Below are 20,943 nucleotides of genomic sequence, written 5' to 3'. Positions count from 1 at the left end.
GCCGGCGGAATCTACACTTCAGGGATGACCTCACCACTGGATCGCCCCGACTCCCCACCCAGCCCGTTGGAGCAGCCGAGCGGCCCGCGCACCTCCACGTCGGTCCTCGAGCGCGAGGAAGTGGTCCACCAGGAGCAGGAGCCCGGCGACCACGAGCGATTCGCGCATTACGTGCGCAAGGAGAAGATCCTGGAGAGCGCGCTCTCGGGTGAGCCGGTGACCGCGTTGTGCGGCAAGGTCTGGGTCCCCGGGCGCGACCCGGAGAAGTTCCCGGTCTGTCCGACCTGCAAGGAGATATTCGACGGAATACGCGCGCCCCAGGACGGCGGCGAGGGCAGCAACTGACCGCTGCAGCCCTTCACGCAGCCTCAGCGTTCGCAGCACCCGGATTCGGGCCGAGTATGCGCCGAGACACCCCCACGAGAGATCGCGTCGTTTTCATCACGCATCTGTTGACTCGGGTGTGGTAACGCGTGGACGGTGGGGAGTAGCTGGGTGCCAACGACGGTGTCCACGTCCACGAATTGTTGGAGGCTCGATCCTCATGGTGAGCACAGACCAGATCAAGGACATCCAGGGCGGCAAGGCACTGGACAGCGACGGCAGCAAGATCGGCTCGATCAGCCAGATCTACCTCGACGATCGTTCGGGCGCACCGGAATGGGCCACCGTGCATACCGGCCTGTTCGGGACGTCCGAGACCTTCATCCCCCTTCAGGACGCGCAGGTCGAGGGAAAGGACGTGAGATTCCCCTACACCAAGGACAAGGTGAAGGACGCACCTCGCGTCGACGCCGACCAGCATCTCGACGTTCAGCAGGAGCAGGAGCTCTACGAGTACTACGGGGTCACCTACGCAGGCAGTGACACGGCCGGCGATGACGCCAGTCGCAGTGGCGACTCGAACGCCGACCGGGGTCGAGACACGGCAGCAGCGGGCACCGCAGCGGCAGGGACGGCAGCAGCAGGGACGGCAGCCGCAGGCACTGCGGCGGCAGGTGACCGCAGCCAGGGCGGTGACACCCGCACGGGCGGCGGCACCGGATACGACGACACGGCCGGCCGGGATACTGCTCCTGCTACCACGGGCGGACCGACCACGGACAAGACCGACGACCACCACCGCAGCGAGGCTGCAGCGGTCGGTGACGACACCTCCCAGCGCTCCGGCGTCGCGGGAGACGGCACCATCACCCGACACGAGGAGCAGTTGCACGTCGGCACGGAGACGCGCGAGTCCGGTAGGGCGCGGCTACGCAAGTACGTGACCACCGAGGAGCAGACGGTCACGGTGCCGGTCTCCCACGAGGAGGTCCACATCGAGCGAGTGCCGGTCGCCGAGGGCACCGCCGTCAGCGGCGACGCCTTCCAGGAGTCCGAGCAGGAGGTGACCCTGCACGAAGAGGTGCCGGTGGTCACCAAGGAGGCCCACGCGGTCGAGGGCGTGCGGCTCACCACCGGGCAGGTCCGTGAGGACAAGCAGGTCACCGAGCAGGTGCGCAAGGAGCACATCGAGGTCGACGGCAAGGACATCGGCGAAGCCGATCGAGGAGACCGTCACTGATTCGATCGGGCAGCACGCCCCAGGACGGCCCGGCGGTGATCCGCCGGGCCGTCCTTCACGTCCGGCCATTGACACGGTCCTGTCCGGGGTGGACCGTGAGCCGCAGCGGCAGGCCGACGAGGCCCTGCCGTGTCCCTTCTGCGGAGGCTGCCCATGACTGATTCAGACCACACGCACGACGACGAGCAGACCGAGGGCATTCGACGAGCCCACCCGGGCGGCACGGCCTCGTCGGGGGAGCAGAGCGAAGGGGGCGGCACGCCGGAGCAGGGGGACATCCGGCACAGCGGATACGCGCCCACCGACACCGACGCCGGCGAGGAGGCCGAGGTCGAGCGGACCGGCACCCCGGGCGGTACGGCCGCCAGCGGCATCCAGAGCGAGGGCGGCGGCACCCAGGGCGACGGTGGCCGCCGGCACAGCGGGTGGGGGCCCACGGACGGCGAGACCGCGGACGTGGACGCGGCGCGGGACGCCGAGCGCACCGATCCCGAATGAAGCACTGACGGGTTCCACGCGCCGGCGCGGGGCCGGTCAGGATCGTCGGCGGTCCTGGTTAGGGTTGTCGCCATATGAGTACCTCCGCCGCCTCGCACCTTTCACCGGCCTTCCCGGAGCGAGCGGCCTGGGGGACTGCGCACAAGCTGCGGGCCTGGCAGGCAGCGGCGCTGAAGCAGTACTTCGACGAGCAACCGCGTGACTTCCTGGCCGTCGCCACCCCCGGCGCCGGCAAGACGACGTACGCGCTGCGGCTCGCCACCGAGTTGCTCGACCGCGGCATCGTGGCCCAGGTGACGATCGTCGCGCCGACCGAGCACCTCAAGACCCAGTGGGCGGATGCCGCCGGCCGCGTCGGCATCCAGATCGACCCGCGATTCACCAACAGCCAGCAGGAGCACGCGTCCAGCTACCACGGGATCGCCGTGACCTACGCGGGCGTGGCCAGCAAGCCCGCGCTGCACCGGGTGCGGACGGCGGCCCGGCCCACTCTCGTGATCCTCGACGAGATCCACCACGGCGGCGACAACAAGTCGTGGGGCGATGCGATCCGGGAGGCGTTCGAGCCCGCCGTACGCCGGGTGGCCCTGACAGGGACCCCGTTCCGGTCCGATACCAGCCCCATCCCGTTCGTGCGGTACGAAGCAGGTGCCGACGGCATCCGACGCTCGGCCAGCGACTACGCGTACGGCTACGCGGAAGCGTTGCGCGACGGCGTCGTGCGCCCCGTGATCTTCATGGCCTACGGCGGCGCGATGCGCTGGCGTACCCGGGCCGGCGACGAGGTCGCGGCCAGGTTGGGCGAGCCGCTCACCAAGGACCTGACCGCCTCGGCCTGGCGCACCGCGCTGGACCCCGGGGGCGAGTGGATCCCGTCGGTGCTGCGCGCCGCCGACACCCGCCTGACCCAGGTGCGCCGGCACGTCCCGGACGCCGGGGGTCTGGTGATCGCCTCCGACCAGACCAACGCCCGCGCGTACGCCCGGGTCCTCGCCGCGATCACGGGCGAGCAGCCGGTCGTCGTATTGTCCGACGACTCCGGTTCCTCCGGCCGCATCGAGGAGTTCGCGCAGGGGGAGCAGCGCTGGATGGTCGCGGTCCGGATGGTGTCCGAGGGCGTGGACGTGCCACGGATGTGCGTCGGGGTCTACGCCACGTCGGCTGCGACGCCGCTCTACTTCGCGCAGGCCGTCGGGCGCTTCGTGCGGGCGCGCCGGCGCGGCGAGACCGCCAGCATCTTCCTGCCCAGCGTGCCGGGCGTGCTGCAGCTCGCAGCGCGGCTGGAGGAGTCACGCGATCACGCGCTGGACCGTCCGCGCAGCGACGCCGACGACGGCCTGTGGAGCGAGGAGGAGGACCTGCTCGCGGCCGCCAACGCGAGTGAGCCGGTCCAGGCCGGCCAGGGCAGCTTCGAGGCGCTGGAGTCCGACGCCGAGTTCGACCATGTGCTCTTCGATGCCCAACAGTTCGGTCTCGGTGCCGCGCCCGGCAGCGCCGACGAGCAGGAGTATCTGGGCCTGCCGGGCCTGCTCGAGCCGGACCAGGTCACCCATCTGCTGCGTCAGCGGCAGGAACGACAGGTGGGCGCCCAGCCGCCGGTCCCGGTCGCCGCGCACCGCGCCCTGGCCGCCCAGCGCAAGGAGCTCAATTCGCTGGTGTCCGCCTACGCCCGCAAGACCGGCGAGCCGCACGCGAAGCTGCACAGCGAGTTGCGCCGTGTGTGCGGCGGCCCGTCTCTGGACCGGGCGTCCACCGACGAGGTGGGTGCTCGGATCGACGCAGTACGACGCTGGTTCGTCGGACGTCGCTGACCGCGTATCCGGGTGCGGTAGTGCGGAATTCACCGACCGCGTAGCCACCGCGGGAGGAGGTCCATTCGGTAAAATTGGACCATGCCGATCACCCGTCTGACCACCGCGTCGTACCTCGTGCTCGGGCTCGTCCGGCACCTGGGCACCGCGAGCCCGTACGACGTCAAACAAGCCGTCGCCGGCACCATCGGGCCGTTCTGGGCGCTGCCGCACGCGCAGGTCTACGTGCAGTGCGACAAGCTCGTCGCGGCCGGTCTGCTCGCTCAGTCCCAGGAGAAATCCGGTCGCCAGCGTCGCACTCTCTCCCTGACCGCGGAGGGCCACGAGGCCCTCTCCGAGTGGCTGCACGACGACACCTTCGTGCCCGTCGAGGCGCGCGACCTCGGCCTGCTGAAACTGTTCTTCGGTGCCTCGCCCGAGGTCCTCGCACCCACCCAGATCAACGAGCACCGTCGTTCGTTGAAGGGCTACGAGCACCTGGCGGCGGCGAGCGGGGAACAGCTGCCGCAGGGCCCCTCGGGTGCGCTGACCTTCGGTCTGCAGTACGAGCGCTGGATGATCCAGTTCTGGACCGAGCAGCTGCAGCGACAGACCTCCTGACCGTCCGCGGGGCGACGCAACGTGCCCCGCGCGCGGTGAGAGGATCGACGTCATGACGCAGCGCCCGTCCGGCTGGTACGAGGACCCCGACGATCCGGACCAGTTGCGGTACTGGGACGGCATCCTGTGGTCACCGCGCAGGATGCCCAAGGTCAAGCCGGGCCTGGAGCGCTCCGGTCCGGTCCAGGACCTCCGCGGCCGGCCCGACCCCGCGGATCGCGGTGTCACCCTTCGCCCCTCTCCGCGGCCGCAGTCCGATCCGTGGCGGCAGCAGGGAGCGTTGCTGCAGGCACCGGTCACCACCCCCGACGGAGACGTCCTCGCGGGATGGTGGCATCGGGCCGGCGCCGCCATCGTCGACTACCTGCTGGTCTCCCTCATCGGCGCTCTCGTCTCCCTGCCCTGGACTCTGGACTGGGCGCGACAACACTCGGACTACCTGAACACCGTGTCCACGTGGAAGGGGTCGGGTCAGGTGCCCTACCCCCCATGGCAGCTCTTCGTCGCCGACATCGTCGTCTACGCCCTGTACGAGATAGGGATGACGGTGTGGCGCGGACAGACCATCGGCAAGATCCTGACCGGCATCCGGGTGCGGCGCTCGTCATCGGCCGGCTCGCCCGGCCTCGGCGCCGCGGTCAACCGTTTCCTCGTCAAGTGCGTCTATCTGCTGCTGAGCTTCGTGCCGGCGCTGGGGTTGCTCGCCATCGTCTTCGTGCTGCTGGACTATCTGTGGCCGCTGCGCGATCCGAAGCGCCGGGCGCTGCACGACCTGTCCGCGCACACCTACGTCGTACGCACCAGAGGCCAGATCCCGCGCTGAGCTTCGGTCGCCGGTGGCCCGCTCAGCTCGCTGCGGCGGTGAGCGCGTGAGAGCTCAGGTCCTGTACGGCTGTGCGCACGTCGGCGTAGCTGACCGAACGGAAGAGCCGCCGGATCTGCAGCGCCTTGTCCTCGGTGATGCCCCGGATGTGGGTCAGCACCAGCTCGCGGTCGTCCTGCCGCAGCACCGCGGTCAGGTCCTCCACGCTGCGCTCACGCAGCGCGAGTTTGGTGGCCAGCAGCATGTTGAGCATGCCCGGCCCGTGCCGACCGGTCTCCCCGGTGATCGCACCTCCGAGCCCGCCCGCGAGTTGGAACGCCACGGAGCGCAGGGCGCACCCGCGGACGAACGCCGCGAGCTCCGCGCTGCCGGCCGCGTGCTCACCACCGCTGCGGATGCCCGCCCGGATCATCGGGCCGCTCCCGCTGAACTCGTCGAGGGCGTCCAGCCCGGCGCCGCCCGCGGGCAGCCGCACGACCACGGGCACCAGCAGGTTGAGCGCCTCGCGCCACGTGGGGGAGTAGGGCACGTGCAGCCCGACGAGCTCGTGGCGGCGATGCGCGCTGACCAGCTCGGCGGTCTCGATGAACTGGTCGATGTCGTCGGTCAGACCGGCGACGATCGCGATCCGCAGCGCGCCCTTGGTCGCGAGGGCTGGGCGCACCATCCGCGGCGGCAGCAGCAACGACCCGACGTAGGTCGCCTCCGGCGTGCCGACCCGTCGGGCGCGACTTTCCAACGTCGCCTGCAGGGTCGCGCCCACGAGGGCCGAAGCGTCGTCGAAGAGGCCTGCGAAGAGCGGCTCCGGGGGTAGCACTGCGGACATGGGACTAACCGTATGCCGCCTGGGTACGCGCTGGTACTCCGACCGGCGCAAGAGGCAGGACTAGCATTCAGGTGGTTCTCCGATGCCGTGCAGGACAGCTTCAGTCGGCGCTCCTAGCGTCGAGGCCGAGCGGGCAGCGGGTCCGCCGGCGGCCACCTCCGCGAGCGGCCGTCACGATGATGTGCGCTGCGACGGAGGTCCCACCGTGGACGACAACCAGTATCGGATCGTGGCGGGTGTCGACTCCTCGCACGCCTCCACCACGGCCGTGGAGTGGGCGGCCAGGGCCGCCGCGACCCGGCAGGGGAGTCTGCGTCTGCTGCACGGTTTCAGCCCGGACCAGTCCGGTTTCGCGTTCGGGATGGATACCGATGCCGACGCGATCCGCACCTCCGGGGAGCGCCTGCTGGCGCGGCTGGCGGCACACGTCCACGCGGCGCACGACACGGTGGCGCTGACGACGGCCCAGTCCGACGACTACCCGGCCAAGGCCCTTGTCCGTGCAAGCCTCGCGGCGGATCTGGTCGTCCTCGGTGCGCACGGCGATTCCCAACTCGGGCTGGCCTCGGTGGGGCAGACCGCCACGCAGGTCGCGAGCCACGCATCGGTGCCGGTGACGATCGTGCGCGGAGCGCCGGACGACCCGTTCGGCCGGATCACCGTCGGGCTGGACCCCTCCGAGGACGCACGCAGAGCTCTGGCCTGGGCGGTGGACGAGGCCGGTCGCACGGGCGCAGAGGTCCTCGCGGTGCACGCCTGGCAGCCCCAGGACGCCGACGACCCGCATCTACGCAAGGCGGACTGGGCCGCGTACTCCCGCCAGGTCGAGGACCGGGTGCAGGAGTGGATCGAGCCGCAGCGACGGGCACACGCCGACGTGAAGGTGCAGGTGCAGGTGGACCGGGCCAACCCGAGCAAGGTCCTCACGATGAGCTCCCGCTCCAGTGACCTGGTGGTGGTGGGTGCCCGCGGTTCGGGGGGCTTCGAGGGGCTGCGGCTCGGTCGGGTCTCCCGGGACCTGCTCGGCCACGCCGCCTGCTCCCTGACGATCGTGCGCTGATTCAGCGGGTCGCCGCGGTCCGGATGCCCGCCGCTGCGAACTCGTCGTACGCCGCGCCGGTGCTCTCGGGGGCGACGCCGGCCGCGAGATCGCGCAGCACCGTCGTCTGCAGGCCCTCCCGGGCGGCGTCGAGCGCCGTGGCCCGCACGCAGTAGTCCGTCGCCAGGCCGCACACGTCGACGGCGGTGATGTCGCGCTGCCGCAACCAGTCCGCCAGAGGCGTCCCGGTGTCGTCGACACCCTCGAATCCGCTGTACGCAGCATGGTGTTCGCCCTTGCGGAACGTTGCATCGACCGATCCCAGCGCAGCCTGGAAGGCCGGGTGGAAGCCGGCGCCGCCGGTGCCGACCTCGCAGTGCACCGGCCAGGATGCGCTGAAGTCAGGGTCGCTCGACCAGTGCGCACCGGGGTCGATGTGCCAGTCGGCGGTGGCGACGACGGCCGCGTAGCGGTCCGCGTGAGCCGCGATCCACGCGGCGATGCGGGCGGCCACGGCCCCACCGCCGGCCACCGCCAGGGAGCCTCCCTCGCAGAAGTCGTTCTGCACGTCGACGACGATGAGGGCGCGCCGCGCCTCCGGGTCAGCCGGGACGCTCATGCGTGGTCCTCGTAGATCGTGGGGATGACGGGCTCTCCGCGGGACAGCTGGGTGGCCGCCGGCGGCAGCTGTGCACGGGAGGCCGCGTGCCGGTCTCTCGCGGTGTCCAGGTCGTCCTTGTAGACCCGCTCGCCGTCCACGACCAGATCGACCATCAGCGGACGGTCGTCGCCGTCGTTGCTCGGCCGTTCGCCCAGCCCGATGACCTCGGCCTGCGCCACCCCGTCCGGTGACATCCGGCGCATGGCGTACTTGCGCCCGGCGACCGACGCCTTGTCCTTGGACTTCTTCGCCACCCCGATCAGCTCGCCGTGCTTGTCCTCGTGCGCGACCAGTTTGTAGACCATGCCGGCCGTGGGCGCTCCCGAGCCGGTGACCAGGCTGGTGCCGACGCCGTACATGTCGACCGGAGCGGCCCGCAGGGTGGCGATCGCGAACTCGTCCAGATCGGAGGTCACCACGATCCGGGTGTCTCGCGCCCCCAGCGCGTCCAGCTGCTCCCGCACCGCGTGCGCGCCGACGACCAGGTCGCCGGAGTCGATGCGGACCGCGCCGAGACCGGTCCCGGCCGCGGCCACGGCGTTCCGCACGCCCTCGGGGATGTCGTAGGTGTCGACCAGCAGCGTGGTGTCGGAGCCCAGGCTCGCGACCTGCGCGTCGAAGGCGGCCCGTTCGGTGTCGTGCAGCAGGGTGAACGCGTGCGCGGCCGTCCCTGCCGTCGGCACGCCGTACCGCTGCCCTGCCGCCAGGTTGGAGGTGGTGGAGAAGCCCGCGATGTACGCCGCCCGCGCGGCGGCCACGGCCGCCTCCTCGTGGGTGCGCCGCGAGCCCATCTCGATGCAGGGCCGCTCACCCGCGGCGCCGGTCATCCGAGACGCCGCAGCCGCGATCGCACTGTCGTGGTTGAGGATCGAGAGCGCGATCGTCTCCAGGATCACGCCCTCGGCGAAGCTCGCCTCGACCACCAGCACCGGCGATCCGGGGAACTGGATCTCGCCCTCGGCGTAGCCGGTGATGGTGCCGGAGAACCGGTATCCGGCCAGCCAGTCCAGGGTCGGCTCGTCCACGACCCGACGTTCGCGCAGCGACTCGATCTGCTCCTCGCTGAAGCGGAAGTCGGCGAGGGCGTCGAGCAGGCGGGCCGTCCCGGCGACCACGCCGTACCTGCGCCCGTCGGGCAACCGGCGCGCGAAGACCTCGAAGACGCTGCGCCGGTGCGCGGCGCCGCTCGCGAGGGCCGCCTGCACCATCGTCAGCTCGTAGTGGTCGGTCAGCAGTGCTGTCGATCCGGTCACAGTCGCCGAGTCTAGGGGTGTGCCGCCGTCGGTGGTTCGGAGTGGATGGCAGCTGCGCCTACCCTGGGAGCCATGTCCGTGGCCCCTCCCGAGCACGCCCTGCCGGACGTCGATCCGGACCTCGAGGCGGATCTGCGGGCCGGGCTCGACCGGCCCTGGGTGACCATCGTCTGGAACGACCCAGTCAACCTGATGTCCTACGTCTCCTGGGTCTTCCGGACGCACTTCGGGTATTCCGAGGCGAAGGCGAACCAGCTGATGATCGCCGTGCACGAGGAGGGCCGGGCCGTGGTGTCCACCGGCCCCCGCGAGCAGATGGAGTCCGACACCGAGGCGATGCACACCTACGGCCTGTGGGCGACCCTGCAGAAGGACGAGTAGATGGCAGAGGCCTTCCGCCGCAAGGGCGCCCGGTACGTCGGCAAGTTCGATCAGGAGGAGCGCGAGGTCGTCGTGTCGTTGCTCTCGCAGGTGCGCGAGCTGATCGCCCTGGACGAGGAACCGGCTACCGGCGACCCCATCCGCGACCTGCTCGACAGCCTGGGCCGTGAGCCCGCGTCGGCGCGCGAGGTCGACGCCCGCGACCCGGCGCTGCGCCGGCTGCTGCCGCAGGCGAGTCGGGACGACGACGCCCTGGCACAGGACTTCCGGGCGCTCGCCGAGCACGATATCCGCCGCGCCAAGGCCGCCAACCTGTCGACCGCGATTCACGCCCTCTCCTTCGAGGGCGGCTCGCGGGTCGAGCTGGACCAGCGTCAGGCGCAGGCCCTGATGATCGCCGTGGGCGACGTGCGGCTGATGCTGGGGGAGCGGCTCGACCTGCGGACGGACGAGGACGCCGAGCGGCTGCAGGAGGGGCTCGACCTCGGACGACACGGCACCGGCAACGACGGCGAGCGGCAACTGCTCGCGGCCTACTACGACTTCCTCACCTGGATGCAGGAGTCGCTGGCGCTCACGCTCACGGGCTGAGGACCACCGCGTGCGGCGCTACTAGGATCGGTGGCCACCATGACTGCCACTCCCTCCTCGTCCCCCGTCCGGCTACGCGTCGCGCCCTCACCGACCGGGGATCCGCACGTCGGCACGGCGTACATGGCGATGTTCGACCTCGCCTTCGCCCGTCAGCAGGGCGGGAAGTTCATCCTGCGGGTCGAGGACACCGACCGCGCGCGCTTCCAGGAGGACAGCGAGCAGCAGCTCTACGACACCCTGCACTGGCTCGGTCTCACCTGGGACGAGGGGCCGGACATCGGCGGCCCGTACGCGCCCTACCGGCAGTCCGAGCGCCTGGAGACCTACCGCCCGTACGCCGAGCGGCTGCTGGCCGACGGGCACGCCTACCTGTGCTGGTGCTCGCCGGAGCGGCTGACCGCCATGCGGGAGATGCAGCAGAAGACCAAGCAGCCCACCGGCTACGACCGGATGTGCCACGGCAAGACCCGCGAGGAGCGCGCGCAGCTGCCTGGCTTCACCGAGACTCCCGTCGTGCGGATGTTCATCCCGGACGATGTACAACTTTCGTGGGAGGACCTGGTGATGGGGCACACGAGTGCGCCGCGTCCGGACGACCAGGTGATCGTCAAGGCCGACGGTTTCCCGACCTACCACCTCGCCGTCGTGGTCGACGACCACGAGATGGGCATCAGCCACGTCGTCCGCGGCCAGGAGTGGATCTCCAGCACCCCCAAGCACCTGCTGCTCTACACGTGGCTCGGGCTCACGCCGCCGGCGTTCGCTCACATGCCGCTGCTGCGCGATGAGAAGAAGGCCAAGATCTCCAAGCGCAAGAGCCCGTGGGCGAAGCTCACATGGTTCCGCGACGAGGGCTACCTGCCCGAGGCTCTGGTCAACTTCCTTGCGCTGCTGGGCTACCCGCCGATCCTGGAGGCCGACGGCACCGAGCGCGAGGTCTTCAGCTTCCAGGAGTTCTCCGACGGTTTCGCCTGGTCGAAGATCAACAAGGCGGGTTCGGTCTTCAACCTGGAGAAGCTGAACTGGCTGAACGGCCACTACCTGCGTGAGCTGGGCACCGACGACTTCGCCGCCCGGCTGCTGCCCTTCCTGCAGCGTGACGGGGTGCTCTCCGGCAGCCCGACGCTGCCTGAGCTCGGCCGGCTGCAGCGCGTGGCCGAGCTGGTGCAGACCCGCATCGTGCTGCTGAAGGACGCGACCCCGCTCGTGGCGCCGTTCTACGTCGCCGACGACGATCTGCCGATCGCGGACGACGCCCGCGCTCAGCTCAAGGAGGGTGCGGCCGAGGTCCTGGACGCCGCCGTCGCCGCGTTGGAGCCGATCAGCGGCTCGGTGGGCCTGCCCGACGGCAGCGGCGTCGAGTGGACCCACGACCGCATCGAGGCGGCTCTGCGGGCGGCCATCGTCGAGGGGCTGGGGGTCAAGCCGAAGCTCGCCTTCGGGCCGCTGCGTACGGCGATCTCCGGCCAGCGCATCTCTCCGCCGCTCTTCGAGTCGATGGAGATCCTTGGCAAGGCCTCGGTGCTCGCCCGTCTGAAGCGCCTGCGCGCCTCGCTCTGAGCTCCGGGCGGGCCTACGCTGCCCGGATGGGAGATGCATCACACCGGACGGCGAGCGGATCCTTCGAGATCACGATGACGCCGGGGGAGGGCGACGACACCCCGGGCGTCGGCCGGTGGACGTTCGAGAAGACCTTCGCGGGCGACCTGGCGGGCACCTCGCGCGGTCAGATGCTCGGTGCGGGCGACCCGGCGACCGGGTGCGCCGGGTACGTCGTGATCGAGATGGTGCGCGCGCGCCTGGGCGGCCTGCAGGGCGGATTCGCGCTGCAGCACTTCGGGATCATGGATGCCGGCGACCTGAGGCAGCAGATCGAGATCGTCCCCGGCACGGGCCTGGACGATCTGGTCGGCATCGCCGGCACCCTCACGATCACCCAGGACGACGCCGGTCGGCACCGCTACGAACTGACGTACGCGCTGCCCGAGTGAGCCGTCGCGACGCCGGGAGGCCTGCGCTGGAACCGTCTCGATTTGGGTCGAGATGCCCCAGGCAGTAAGGTTTCTCCTCGGTTCACGTACACGGCAGGTCCTCGGACTCTGGCGGGCGTGATACCCCCATGGGGTATGGTGTAATTGGCAGCACGACTGGTTCTGGTCCAGTTAGTCTAGGTTCGAGTCCTGGTACCCCAGCGGCCCCGTTGTGTAGCGGCCTAGCACGCCGCCCTCTCAAGGCGGTAGCGCGGGTTCGAATCCCGTCGGGGCTACGTAAGTAGCGAGAAGAGCGGTTCCCAGCATGATGGGGGCCGCTCTTCTGCCGTCCGGGGTCACCGCGCGGTCACCATGCGGGCCGCAGGCCTCCCGGTTCGGCCACCGCTCGAACCGCAGTCGCGAATCCGGCATACGCCTCGGGCGACAGCGCGTCGCGCCAGCCCGCCACCACCTGCGCGGCGGACTCCTCGGCCGCCCGCGTGCACGCGCGCCCGCGCGCTGTCAGCCGCAGCAACTGCGAGCGTCCATCGGCCGGATCCGCATGCCGGCTCACGTACCCGGCGCCCACCAGGTGCTCGACGAGCTGCGCGGCCGCCTGTTTGGAGATGTTGAGAGCAGCGGCGATGCCGGCCTGGTTCGTGGGGGTTCGCGAGAGGGTCGCGAACGCGAATCCGTGGGCCGGTCGTACGTCGTCGAACCCCCTCGCTGCGAGTCCCTCCTGGATGCCGTCCACCAGCTGCGTGGTGACGCGCAGGGTCGCTGTGGCGATCTCCCAGTCTGTTGTCGTCATGAGCAGAGGATGGCACAGAAGACAAGTGGCTTGACTAATCGGGTGACAGATCAGATAGTCAACTCACTTGTCGTTTTCTCTCCGAGGAGCCCCGATGCCCACCTTCACCCCCGCCGACGCAGACGTTCACAGCGTGCACGGCAGTACCTTCAGCTCGTTCGTCCGCACGGACTCGGGCAGCGCCGACCTGTGCGCGTGGAAGCTCGACGTGCCGCCGGGTCTGACCGGCGTCGCCCACCGGCCGAGCAACGAGGAGGTCATCCTGGTGCTGGCCGGACAGCTGATCGTCGCTCTCGATGACGAATCGTCCACGCTGCAAACGGGTTCGGTGGCCCTCGTGCCCGCCGGCTCGACGTTGCGCGTCGACACCGGCCCGGTCGGCGGGACGGCGTGGGTCACGACGACCGTGGGACTCCACGCGACGCTGCCGGACGGGTCGAGCATGGCGCCTCCGTGGGCGCAGTGAGCGGCGACGGCCTCAGGTGGGCGCCGCGCCGAGCGATGTGACGGCCTCGTGCTGCTGGGCCAGGCGGCGCAGGGTCGCCAACACCGGATCGATGAGGGCCGTGCCGACGACGACCTGACGCAGCGCGCCGACCGGGTCGTTCGGCACCGTGGCCAGGTCGGCTCGGGCGGCGAGCCGTGCGGCCTCGGCCCATTGCGACAAGGTGTCCGGCAGTCGTCGTACGCCGCTGCCGTCCGCGGCCCGCAGTTGTGCGGCGAGGCGGGGGATGAGCGGGCTGTGCGGGTCGACCTGCCAGCCGAGCTCCACCAGCAGCTCCTGGACCTGCTGGATCCAGGTATCGGTCGAGTCGTCGGTGCGCTGGTCCGACGCGCCGGGAGGGTTCGACGCGAGCTGCACCTCGCCGAGGAACTCCGTCCAGTCCGCGGGGCGCTGCTCCAACACCGCGAGGACCGCCCGAACCGCTGCCAGGTCCAGTCCCGCGGACTCGGTCAGTGCCCTCACGAGGCGCGTGCGCTCGACGTGCGACTCGTCGTAACTGGCCTGGGTGCGATTCAGCGGCTGCCCGGGATGCAGCAGACCGTCGCGCAGGTAGAACTTCAGCGTCGGGACCGGGACGTCGGTCCGTCGGGCGAGTTCGGAGATCTTCATGCCACCCTCCTTGACATTGGATAGTATCAGTCGCCAATATTGGTGAGTCGCACTATCCAGTAACTCTCGAGGAGCAGGTATGGCACCTCAATTGACCACCCACGAACACGACGGCGACATCGCGGTCTTCCTCATCGGCCTGCGGATCAACAAGATCCACCGCCCGGACGCCTGGCTCCCGGTGGTGAGGGCCATGCCGAGGATGCTCACCGAGCTCTACGCCAACAAGGCGCGCGCCGAGGCCGGGCGGGAGGAGTGGCTCGGCTTCTACGACGCGCGCACGCTGGCCGGGGTGCGCGGTCCGACGGTCGTGCAGTACTGGCGCAGCGTGGCGGACATCTACGCCTACGCGGGCGCGGAGTCGATGGCGCACCGCCCGGCCTGGAAGGCGTACTACGCCCGGGCGCGCTCCGCGGAGGGTGCGGTCGGCATCTGGCACGAGACGTTCGCGGTCCCGGCAGGCTCGCACGAGAGTCTCTACGGCGACATGCCGCCGTACGGGCTGGCGCGCGCCACCGGCGTCGTGCCCGCCTCTCGCAAGGGGCGCACCGCGAAGGAGCGGCTGGCCGCGTCCCTCGCGCGCTGATCAGGCGGGTTGCTCGGTGCGCCGGGCGCCACCCTGCTGGGCGTGCGCCCGCGCGAGCACCTCGGTGAGCTTGTTGGCGCCGGCCACCACCGTGGCGGCGTGCAGGCGCCCCGGCTGGCGGGACACCCGCTCGATGGGGCCGGAGATCGACACCGCCGCGATGACGCGTCCGGAGGGACTGCGCACCGGCGCGGACACCGACGCCACTCCCTGCTCGCGCTCGCCCACGCTCTGGGACCAGCCGCGCCGGCGTACGGCGGACAGCATGGTGGCCGTGAAGCGCGCGCCCTGCAGGCCGCGGTGCAACCGGTCCGGCTCCTCCCAGGCGAGCAGCACCTGCGCAGCAGAGCCCGCGTGCATGGACAGCGTCGACCCCACGGGGATGGAGTCGCGCAGCCCGACCGGCCGGTCCGCGGCCGCGACGCAGATGCGCTGGTCGCCCTGGCGGCGGAAGAGCTGGGCGCTCTCGCTCGTGTGGTCGCGGAGCGCACCGAGCACGGGGCCGGCGGCTGCCAGCAGCCGGTCCTCGCCGGCCGCCGAGGCGAGCTCGCCGAGGCGCGGACCGAGCACGAAACGGCCCTGCAGGTCGCGGGTGACCAGTCGATGATGTTCGAGCGCGACCGCGAGGCGGTGCGCCGTAGGCCGGGCGAGCCCGGTGTGTGCCACGAGCTGCGCGAGGGTGCAGGGCCCGGCCTCGAGGGCCGCGAGCACGATCGCCGCCTTGTCCAGAACGCCGACGCCGCTAGAGTCGTCCATGCACTGATATTGGCGTCTCAGCAAGCGAGACGCAAGCTCGCCGCACCAGAGGTGGCGAGACGCTGCTCACATCGCAGCAGTACGAACGAGGGAGGACGCCGTGGGAGACACCCTGGCCGAGAAGGTATGGCAGCAGCACGTCGTGCGCAGCGCGCAGGGCGAACCGGACCTGCTCTACATCGATCTGCACCTCCTGCACGAGGTGACCAGCCCGCAGGCCTTCGACGGCCTCCGGCTCGAGGGCCGAGGGGTACGGCGTGCCGACCTCACTGTCGCGACCGAGGACCACAACGTCCCCACCACGCCCGGACCCATCGTGGACCCGGTCAGCCTCACCCAGGTGCAGACGCTGCGGCGCAACTGCGAGGAGTTCGGGGTACGCCTCTTCCCGATGGGCGACGCCGAGCAGGGGATCGTGCACATCATCGGCCCGCAGCTGGGCCTGACCCAGCCGGGCATGACGATCGTGTGCGGCGACAGCCACACGTCGACGCACGGGGCGTTCGGTGCGCTCGCGTTCGGGATCGGCACCAGCGAGGTCGAGCACGTGCTCGCCACCCAGACGTTGCCGCTGAAGCCGTTCCGCACGATGGCGATCAACGTCGAGGGCACGCTGCGGCCCGGGGTGACCGCGAAGGACATCATCCTGGCGGTCATCGCCAAGATCGGCACCGGCGGTGGGCAGGGCTACGTCCTGGAGTACCGCGGGTCGGCCATCCGCGCGCTCTCGATGGAAGCCCGGATGACCATCTGCAACATGTCGATCGAGGCCGGCGCGCGCGCCGGCATGATCGCCCCCGATCAGACCACCTTCGACTACCTGCAGGGGCGCGACTACGCACCGCAGGGCGCCGACTGGGACGACGCCGTCGCCGCCTGGCGCGGGCTGGTCACCGACGACGACGCCACGTTCGACGCCGTGGTCGATCTGGACGCGGACGAACTGGCACCGTTCGTCACCTGGGGCACCAACCCCGGGCAGGGGCTGCCGCTGTCGGCCGCCGTGCCGGACCCCGAGCAGATCCCCGACGAAGGCGACCGCGTGGCCGCCGAGCGGGCGCTGGAGTACATGGGTCTCACGCCCGGCACCGCGCTACGCGACATCGAGGTGCAGACGGTCTTCCTCGGCTCGTGCACCAACGGCCGGATCGAGGATCTGCGCGCCGCCGCCGATGTCATCAAGGGACGTCGAGTCGCCGACGGGGTGCGGATGCTCGTCGTGCCCGGTTCGGCGAGAGTGCGCCTGCAGGCCGAATCCGAAGGACTGGACAAGGTGTTCGCCGACGCCGGCGCCGAGTGGCGGCTTGCCGGCTGCTCGATGTGCCTCGGCATGAACCCCGACCAGCTCACCGTCGGCGAGCGCGCGGCCTCCACCTCGAACCGCAACTTCGAGGGCCGGCAGGGCAAGGGCGGGCGTACCCATCTGGTGAGCCCGCTGGTGGCCGCCGCGACCGCCGTACGCGGCACGCTGTCCAGCCCTGCCGACCTGACCACCGCCTCCGCCTGAGAAGGGTTCCGTCATGGATGCATTCGTGCGACACACCGGCATCGGCGTCCCGCTGCGCCGCAGCAACGTCGACACCGACCAGATCATCCCCGCGGTCTACCTGAAGCGGGTCACACGCACCGGCTTCGAGGACGGCCTCTTCTCCGCCTGGCGCGGCGACGACGCGTTCGTGCTCAACAACCCGGTGTACGCGCAGGGCTCGGTGCTCGTGGCCGGGCCGGACTTCGGCACGGGGTCCTCGCGCGAGCACGCGGTGTGGGCGCTGATGGACTACGGGTTCCGGGTGGTGCTCTCCTCACGGTTCGCGGACATCTTCCGCGGCAACTCCGGCAAGTCGGGTCTCCTGACCGCCCAGCTGCAGCAGCAGGACATCGAACTGATCTGGAAGCTGCTCGACAACGAGCCCGGGCTGCAGATCACGGTCGACCTGCAGGAACGCACGGTGACGGTGCGTGAGCACGTCTTCGGCTTCGAGGTGGACGACTACATCCGCTGGCGTCTGCTCGAGGGGCTGGACGACATCAGCCTCACGTTGCGACACGCTGACGCCGTCGACGAATTCGAGCGGCAGCGCCCTTCGTGGAAGCCGCAGGTCCAGCCCGCCGGTTGATTGCCCTGTCGCGAATCGCTGTTGCGTGACGCGTGACTGAATTGCGTTGTGGAGCAAGTCTTTTCGCGCGCAAGTGACCGATCACGCCATGGGCCCGGTGAGTCCCGCGAGCGGTGGCCGTGACTGCCGTTGCACCAATCCCGTTGCGAATCGGGCGGATTGAACCCGGAAACGCTTGCCCGACGGCTCGCGCAGTCCTACCGTCAGAGGTGGTCGTACGACGACGTCCGGCCGCCGTGCCCGGATCGGTGATCAGCCGGGCGGATTCCCTGGAGGGGCAGACGTGAACAAAGCTGAGCTCGTTTCGAGCCTGGAGACCCGGCTGGGCAGCAAGAGGGCCGCCAGCGATGCCGTGGAGGGCGTCTTCGACATCATCATCCGGGAGGTCGCTGCGGGCCGGAAGGTCGGCATCACCGGCTTCGGCACCTTCGAGAAGATCAGCCGCGCCGCGCGCACCGGTCGCAACCCGCGTACGGGAGAGACGGTGCGCATCAAGCGCACGTCGGTGCCCAAGTTCAAGCCGGGCGCGGCGTTCAAGACCGGTGTCGCCGACCCGAAGTCGATCCCGAAGACCGGGAACGCCGGCGGACGGGCCGCCGCGGGCACCGCCGGGACGGCGACCAAGACCGCCGCGAAGAAGTCCACAGCCAAGAAGAGCACGGCGAAGGCGAGCACGACCAAGGCGAGCACGACCAAGGCGAGCGCCACGAAGACGGCCGCGAAGTCCACCGCTGCGAAGAAGGCCGCGCCCGCCAAGAAGACGACGACGACGACCAAGCGGACCGCCAAGCGCTGAGCCTGAGTCGCGCTCCTCGAGGGGCGACCCCGGTCAGCCGATGCGTTGGCCGGGGCCGATCCCGACGATCCACAGCCGGGTGATCTCACCGGCGCCGACCTCGATGCTCACCCGCTGACCCGGGCGCAGGTGGCGCAGCCGCGAGGCGGCGAATACGCGCTCGTCGAACGGCAGCACCCGGCCGTTGTCTGTGATCACCGAACCGCGCGCGGTGTCGAAGTCGAAGGTGTGGACGCTGGCCTGCACGCGGCTCAGACTACCGACGCGCAGACGCCCAGCACGCGTGCCGTGTGCACGCCGACGCCCAGCGAGACCGCCTGTGCGAGCGCGGTGTCGGTGTCCACGTCGGTGCGAAGCCGTGGCAGATCCGGCGTCAGCCTCCGCGCGACCCGAGCATGCCGGGCGGCCGAGCCCGTGCCGAAGCGCGGCACGATCCGGCGCAGGTCGTGGTGGGTCAGCAGCACGGTGCCCGTCCCGTCCCGGTCCGGGACCACGCTGGACTCCGAGACCGCGCAGGCTCGCAGCCCGGCGTACAGCTCGTCCGGGGTCAGCGCCGGCAGATCGCCCAGCAGGACCGCTCCCGGCGCGCAGATCTGAGTGGGTGCCAGGCCGTCGGGGGTGGCGGCGGCGAGGCCTGAGGCGATGGCCGGGTTGAGCCCGCGGCCCGGGTCGGGGACGACGACGCCGTCGCGTGCCCGGACGAATCCTGCGACCTGGTCGTCGTCGGTGACCACGAACACCCGGTCGGCCGGCACCACGTCGTAGACCGCGGTGAGCGTGTCCAGGGCGAACGCCGCCGCGAGCTCGTCGCGCGCGACCCCGTCGGGCGCGCGCAGCCTGCTCTTGGCTGCGGAGCGCTCCTTGACGGGCACGACCATCCGCCAGGCGGAACTCCCTGCTGCGGTCATCGGCGAATCGTGTCAGACCGGGTGCGACCGCGCGTCGGGCAGGGGTGCGATGTGACCGACCCGGATAATGACGCCAGCGACGACAAGGAGAACCGTGCGGCATCCACGCCCGAGCGACGACATCAGCCTGCTCTACCGGGGAATCGTGCGCACCCTGCGGCCCGTGCTGCGGGGGGTGACGAGGACCGACTGGCGCGGGATGGAGAACATCCCGGCGAGCGGAGGGTTCGTCGTGGCTCCCAACCACGTGTCGTACGTCGACCCGATCATCCTCGGTCACTTCCTGGTGGACCAGGGCCGCGCGCCGCGCTTCCTCGCCAAGAACGCCCTCTTCACGACCCCGGCGCTCGGCCGGATCATGTCGAACACCGGCCAGATCCCGGTCTACCGGGAGACGAGCCGCGCGATCGACGCATACGCCGCTGCGCTCGTCGCGCTGCGCGACGGTGCCTGCGTGTGCGTGCTGCCCGAGGGCACCATCACCAAGGACCCCCGGATGTGGCCGATGACAGGGAAGACCGGCGCGGCCCGGCTGGCCCTGGAGACCGGGCTGCCGCTGGTGCCCGTCGGGATCTGGGGCACCCAGCAGCTGATGCGCGCCTACCACGACAAGGTGCCGCACCTGGTGCCACCGAAGAGGGTGCAGGTCTACGCAGGACCGCCGGTGCAGCTGGCCGACCTCGCGGACGAACCCGTCGACCGCGAGGTCCTCGCGACGGCCACCGATCGCCTGATGGACGCGATCGCCGCGCAGGTCTCACTTGCGCGCGGCCTGCCGGTGCCGGGCGATCGCTACGATCCACGCGACAACGTGCGGGGAGGCGGTCAGCGATGAGTCGGGTCACAGTTCTGGGCAGCGGCAGCTGGGGTACGGCGTTCTCGGCCGTCCTCGCCGACGCGGGCAACGACGTCACCATGTGGGCCCGCCGCGCCGAGGTGGCGCAGGAGATCCGCGAGACCCGCGTCAACGCGGCGTACCTGCCCGATCTGAAGCTGTCCGAGCGCATCCGGGTGACCGACGACGCGCACGAGGCGATGCAGGGCGCCGAGATCGTCGCCATCGCCGTCCCCGCGCAGAGCCTGCGCGACAACCTCGCGGACTGGCGCAGTGCGATCCCCGGCGACGCCGCGGTCGTATCGCTGATGAAGGGCATCGAACTCGGCACGACCATGCGGATGAGCGAGGTGATCTGCGAGGCCGGCGGGGTCGACTCCGACCGCGTCGTGGTGGTGTCCGGGCCCAACCTGGCGCTCGAGATCGCCGCCAAGCAGCCCGCGGCCGCGCTCGTGGCCTCCACCAGCGCCCGGATGCGCGCCCGGGTGGCCGAGGCGTGCGCGAGCCGCTACTTCCGCCCCTACCTGGGCAAGGACGTGGTGGGCACCGAGCTCGCCGGGGCGACCAAGAACGTCGTGGCGCTCGCGGTCGGGATGGCCAGCGGGATGGGCATGGGTGAGAACACCATGGCCAGCCTGCTCACCCGCGGCCTGGCCGAGACCGCCCGCCTCGGCACCGCGCTCACCGCCGACCCTGCGACGTTCCTCGGGCTCGCGGGCGTGGGCGATCTGGTCGCCACCTGCACCTCGCCGAAGTCGCGCAACCGGACGTTCGGCTTCGAGCTGGGCTCCGGCAAGAGCCTGGAGGAGGTCGTGGCGCACACCCGCCAGACCGCCGAAGGCGTCAAGTCCTGCCGCTCGATCCTGGAGCTGGCGCGCTCGGTCGAGGTCGACGTGCCGATCGTGGAGAACGTCGCCGCCGTCGTGCACGAGGGGCGGACGCCGGGTGAGGTCGTGGAGTCCCTGATGTCCCGCTCCCGCAAGGACGAGAAGGCCTAGCG

General features: G+C 70.7%; 26 protein-coding genes and 2 tRNA genes. 20 read left to right on the top strand and 8 right to left on the bottom strand.

The features are described 5' to 3' along the window. The first annotated feature begins 24 nt into the window (after window positions 1-24). The 6 genes from LVQ62_RS15960 (at window position 25) to LVQ62_RS15935 (ending at window position 5,296) form a co-directional block, all read left to right on the top strand. Window positions 25-345 (top strand): DUF3039 domain-containing protein, encoded by a 321-nt coding sequence (locus LVQ62_RS15960; protein WP_179479621.1) that lies wholly within the window; start codon window positions 25-27, stop codon window positions 343-345. 199 nt (window positions 346-544) lie between these two features. Next, window positions 545-1,564 (top strand): DUF2382 domain-containing protein, encoded by a 1,020-nt coding sequence (locus LVQ62_RS15955; protein WP_233763073.1) that lies wholly within the window; start codon window positions 545-547, stop codon window positions 1,562-1,564. 153 nt (window positions 1,565-1,717) lie between these two features. Further along, on the top strand, window positions 1,718-2,062 hold the full coding sequence (locus LVQ62_RS15950) for a hypothetical protein (protein ID WP_179479625.1): 345 nt from the start codon (window positions 1,718-1,720) through the stop codon (window positions 2,060-2,062). A 74-nt stretch (window positions 2,063-2,136) separates the two neighbouring features. Then, window positions 2,137-3,873 (top strand): DEAD/DEAH box helicase, encoded by a 1,737-nt coding sequence (locus tag LVQ62_RS15945; protein ID WP_233763071.1) that lies wholly within the window; start codon window positions 2,137-2,139, stop codon window positions 3,871-3,873. An 81-nt stretch (window positions 3,874-3,954) separates the two neighbouring features. Beyond that, on the top strand, window positions 3,955-4,473 hold the full coding sequence (locus tag LVQ62_RS15940; protein ID WP_179479629.1) for a PadR family transcriptional regulator: 519 nt from the start codon (window positions 3,955-3,957) through the stop codon (window positions 4,471-4,473). A 52-nt stretch (window positions 4,474-4,525) separates the two neighbouring features. Then, a complete protein-coding gene (locus LVQ62_RS15935; protein WP_233763070.1) occupies window positions 4,526-5,296 on the top strand; it encodes an RDD family protein in 771 nt (256 codons plus the stop codon). Between the two features lie 22 nt (window positions 5,297-5,318). Here the strand turns inward: LVQ62_RS15935 and LVQ62_RS15930 are convergent, their stop codons facing one another. Next, window positions 5,319-6,122, bottom strand: a complete 804-nt coding sequence (locus tag LVQ62_RS15930) for a hypothetical protein (protein WP_233763068.1) — start codon at window positions 6,120-6,122, stop codon at window positions 5,319-5,321. A gap of 205 nt (window positions 6,123-6,327) precedes the next feature. On the opposite strand from LVQ62_RS15930, the gene LVQ62_RS15925 reads away from it, so the two are divergent. Next, complete coding sequence (locus LVQ62_RS15925) at window positions 6,328-7,182, top strand: universal stress protein (RefSeq protein WP_233763066.1); 855 nt, start codon at window positions 6,328-6,330, stop codon at window positions 7,180-7,182. Window position 7,183: 1 nt separating this feature from the next. Here LVQ62_RS15925 and LVQ62_RS15920 read toward each other — a convergent pair whose 3' ends face one another. Both LVQ62_RS15920 and LVQ62_RS15915 read right to left on the bottom strand, forming a co-directional pair. Further along, window positions 7,184-7,780 (bottom strand): isochorismatase family protein, encoded by a 597-nt coding sequence (locus LVQ62_RS15920; RefSeq protein WP_233763064.1) that lies wholly within the window; start codon window positions 7,778-7,780, stop codon window positions 7,184-7,186. Beyond that, a complete protein-coding gene (locus LVQ62_RS15915) occupies window positions 7,777-9,075 on the bottom strand; it encodes a nicotinate phosphoribosyltransferase (RefSeq protein WP_255696438.1) in 1,299 nt (432 codons plus the stop codon). The genes LVQ62_RS15920 and LVQ62_RS15915 overlap by 4 nt, the downstream gene beginning before the upstream one ends. A gap of 72 nt (window positions 9,076-9,147) precedes the next feature. Between LVQ62_RS15915 and clpS the strand changes: the two genes are divergently transcribed. The 6 genes from clpS to LVQ62_RS15885 all read left to right on the top strand — a co-directional run bounded on the left by clpS (window position 9,148) and on the right by LVQ62_RS15885 (window position 12,316). Next, entirely contained in the window at window positions 9,148-9,456 is a 309-nt protein-coding gene (clpS, locus tag LVQ62_RS15910) for an ATP-dependent Clp protease adapter ClpS (RefSeq protein WP_218883548.1), read from the top strand. Continuing rightward, window positions 9,457-10,047, top strand: coding sequence for a DUF2017 domain-containing protein (locus tag LVQ62_RS15905; protein WP_208051198.1), 591 nt, complete (start codon window positions 9,457-9,459; stop codon window positions 10,045-10,047). A gap of 39 nt (window positions 10,048-10,086) precedes the next feature. Further along, window positions 10,087-11,610 carry a glutamate--tRNA ligase gene (gene gltX, locus LVQ62_RS15900; protein ID WP_233763062.1) on the top strand — a complete coding sequence of 508 codons (1,524 nt, stop codon included), beginning with the start codon at window positions 10,087-10,089 and terminating at the stop codon, window positions 11,608-11,610. Window positions 11,611-11,636: 26 nt separating this feature from the next. Next, on the top strand, window positions 11,637-12,041 hold the full coding sequence (locus tag LVQ62_RS15895; RefSeq protein WP_179479645.1) for a DUF3224 domain-containing protein: 405 nt from the start codon (window positions 11,637-11,639) through the stop codon (window positions 12,039-12,041). 129 nt (window positions 12,042-12,170) lie between these two features. Then, a tRNA-Gln gene (locus LVQ62_RS15890) sits at window positions 12,171-12,242 on the top strand. Window position 12,243: 1 nt separating this feature from the next. Further along, window positions 12,244-12,316 (top strand) — tRNA-Glu (locus LVQ62_RS15885). 71 nt (window positions 12,317-12,387) lie between these two features. Here LVQ62_RS15885 and LVQ62_RS15880 read toward each other — a convergent pair. Beyond that, window positions 12,388-12,831, bottom strand: a complete 444-nt coding sequence (locus LVQ62_RS15880; RefSeq protein ID WP_233763060.1) for a MarR family winged helix-turn-helix transcriptional regulator — start codon at window positions 12,829-12,831, stop codon at window positions 12,388-12,390. Window positions 12,832-12,925: 94 nt separating this feature from the next. Between LVQ62_RS15880 and LVQ62_RS15875 the strand changes: the two genes are divergently transcribed. After that, a complete protein-coding gene (locus LVQ62_RS15875; protein WP_233763058.1) occupies window positions 12,926-13,297 on the top strand; it encodes a cupin domain-containing protein in 372 nt (123 codons plus the stop codon). Between the two features lie 12 nt (window positions 13,298-13,309). Here the strand turns inward: LVQ62_RS15875 and LVQ62_RS15870 are convergent, their stop codons facing one another. Next, on the bottom strand, window positions 13,310-13,945 hold the full coding sequence (locus tag LVQ62_RS15870; RefSeq protein WP_233763056.1) for a MerR family transcriptional regulator: 636 nt from the start codon (window positions 13,943-13,945) through the stop codon (window positions 13,310-13,312). Between the two features lie 79 nt (window positions 13,946-14,024). On the opposite strand from LVQ62_RS15870, the gene LVQ62_RS15865 reads away from it, so the two are divergent. Beyond that, window positions 14,025-14,531, top strand: coding sequence for a DUF4188 domain-containing protein (locus LVQ62_RS15865; protein ID WP_233763054.1), 507 nt, complete (start codon window positions 14,025-14,027; stop codon window positions 14,529-14,531). Here LVQ62_RS15865 and LVQ62_RS15860 read toward each other — a convergent pair whose 3' ends face one another. Further along, the gene (locus LVQ62_RS15860; RefSeq protein WP_179479656.1) at window positions 14,532-15,287 is read right to left on the bottom strand and encodes an IclR family transcriptional regulator; all 756 of its coding nucleotides are present in this window, start codon (window positions 15,285-15,287) and stop codon (window positions 14,532-14,534) included. Window positions 15,288-15,387: 100 nt separating this feature from the next. Between LVQ62_RS15860 and leuC the strand changes: the two genes are divergently transcribed. The 3 genes from leuC to LVQ62_RS15845 all read left to right on the top strand — a co-directional run bounded on the left by leuC (window position 15,388) and on the right by LVQ62_RS15845 (window position 18,200). Beyond that, entirely contained in the window at window positions 15,388-16,794 is a 1,407-nt protein-coding gene (leuC, locus tag LVQ62_RS15855; RefSeq protein ID WP_233763052.1) for a 3-isopropylmalate dehydratase large subunit, read from the top strand. 13 nt (window positions 16,795-16,807) lie between these two features. Beyond that, window positions 16,808-17,404 (top strand): 3-isopropylmalate dehydratase small subunit, encoded by a 597-nt coding sequence (leuD, locus tag LVQ62_RS15850; protein ID WP_233763050.1) that lies wholly within the window; start codon window positions 16,808-16,810, stop codon window positions 17,402-17,404. Between the two features lie 283 nt (window positions 17,405-17,687). After that, window positions 17,688-18,200, top strand: coding sequence for an HU family DNA-binding protein (locus LVQ62_RS15845; RefSeq protein WP_233763048.1), 513 nt, complete (start codon window positions 17,688-17,690; stop codon window positions 18,198-18,200). A gap of 33 nt (window positions 18,201-18,233) precedes the next feature. Here LVQ62_RS15845 and LVQ62_RS15840 read toward each other — a convergent pair whose 3' ends face one another. Further along, window positions 18,234-18,446 (bottom strand): hypothetical protein, encoded by a 213-nt coding sequence (locus tag LVQ62_RS15840; protein WP_179479664.1) that lies wholly within the window; start codon window positions 18,444-18,446, stop codon window positions 18,234-18,236. A 5-nt stretch (window positions 18,447-18,451) separates the two neighbouring features. After that, entirely contained in the window at window positions 18,452-19,108 is a 657-nt protein-coding gene (cofC, locus tag LVQ62_RS15835; protein ID WP_233763046.1) for a 2-phospho-L-lactate guanylyltransferase, read from the bottom strand. Between the two features lie 94 nt (window positions 19,109-19,202). On the opposite strand from cofC, the gene LVQ62_RS15830 reads away from it, so the two are divergent. Continuing rightward, complete coding sequence (locus LVQ62_RS15830) at window positions 19,203-19,943, top strand: 1-acyl-sn-glycerol-3-phosphate acyltransferase (protein ID WP_233763045.1); 741 nt, start codon at window positions 19,203-19,205, stop codon at window positions 19,941-19,943. After that, complete coding sequence (locus LVQ62_RS15825) at window positions 19,940-20,941, top strand: NAD(P)H-dependent glycerol-3-phosphate dehydrogenase (RefSeq protein ID WP_179479670.1); 1,002 nt, start codon at window positions 19,940-19,942, stop codon at window positions 20,939-20,941. Before LVQ62_RS15830 ends, LVQ62_RS15825 begins: the two co-directional genes overlap by 4 nt. Window positions 20,942-20,943 lie beyond the last annotated feature (2 nt).

The sequence above is a fragment of the Allobranchiibius sp. GilTou73 genome, assembly GCF_021391335.1.
GTDB classification, from domain to species: Bacteria; Actinomycetota; Actinomycetes; order Actinomycetales; family Dermatophilaceae; genus Allobranchiibius; species Allobranchiibius huperziae.
Note: the sequence above shows the minus strand (reverse complement) of the source record. Positions and strands in the feature narration are given on the sequence as shown.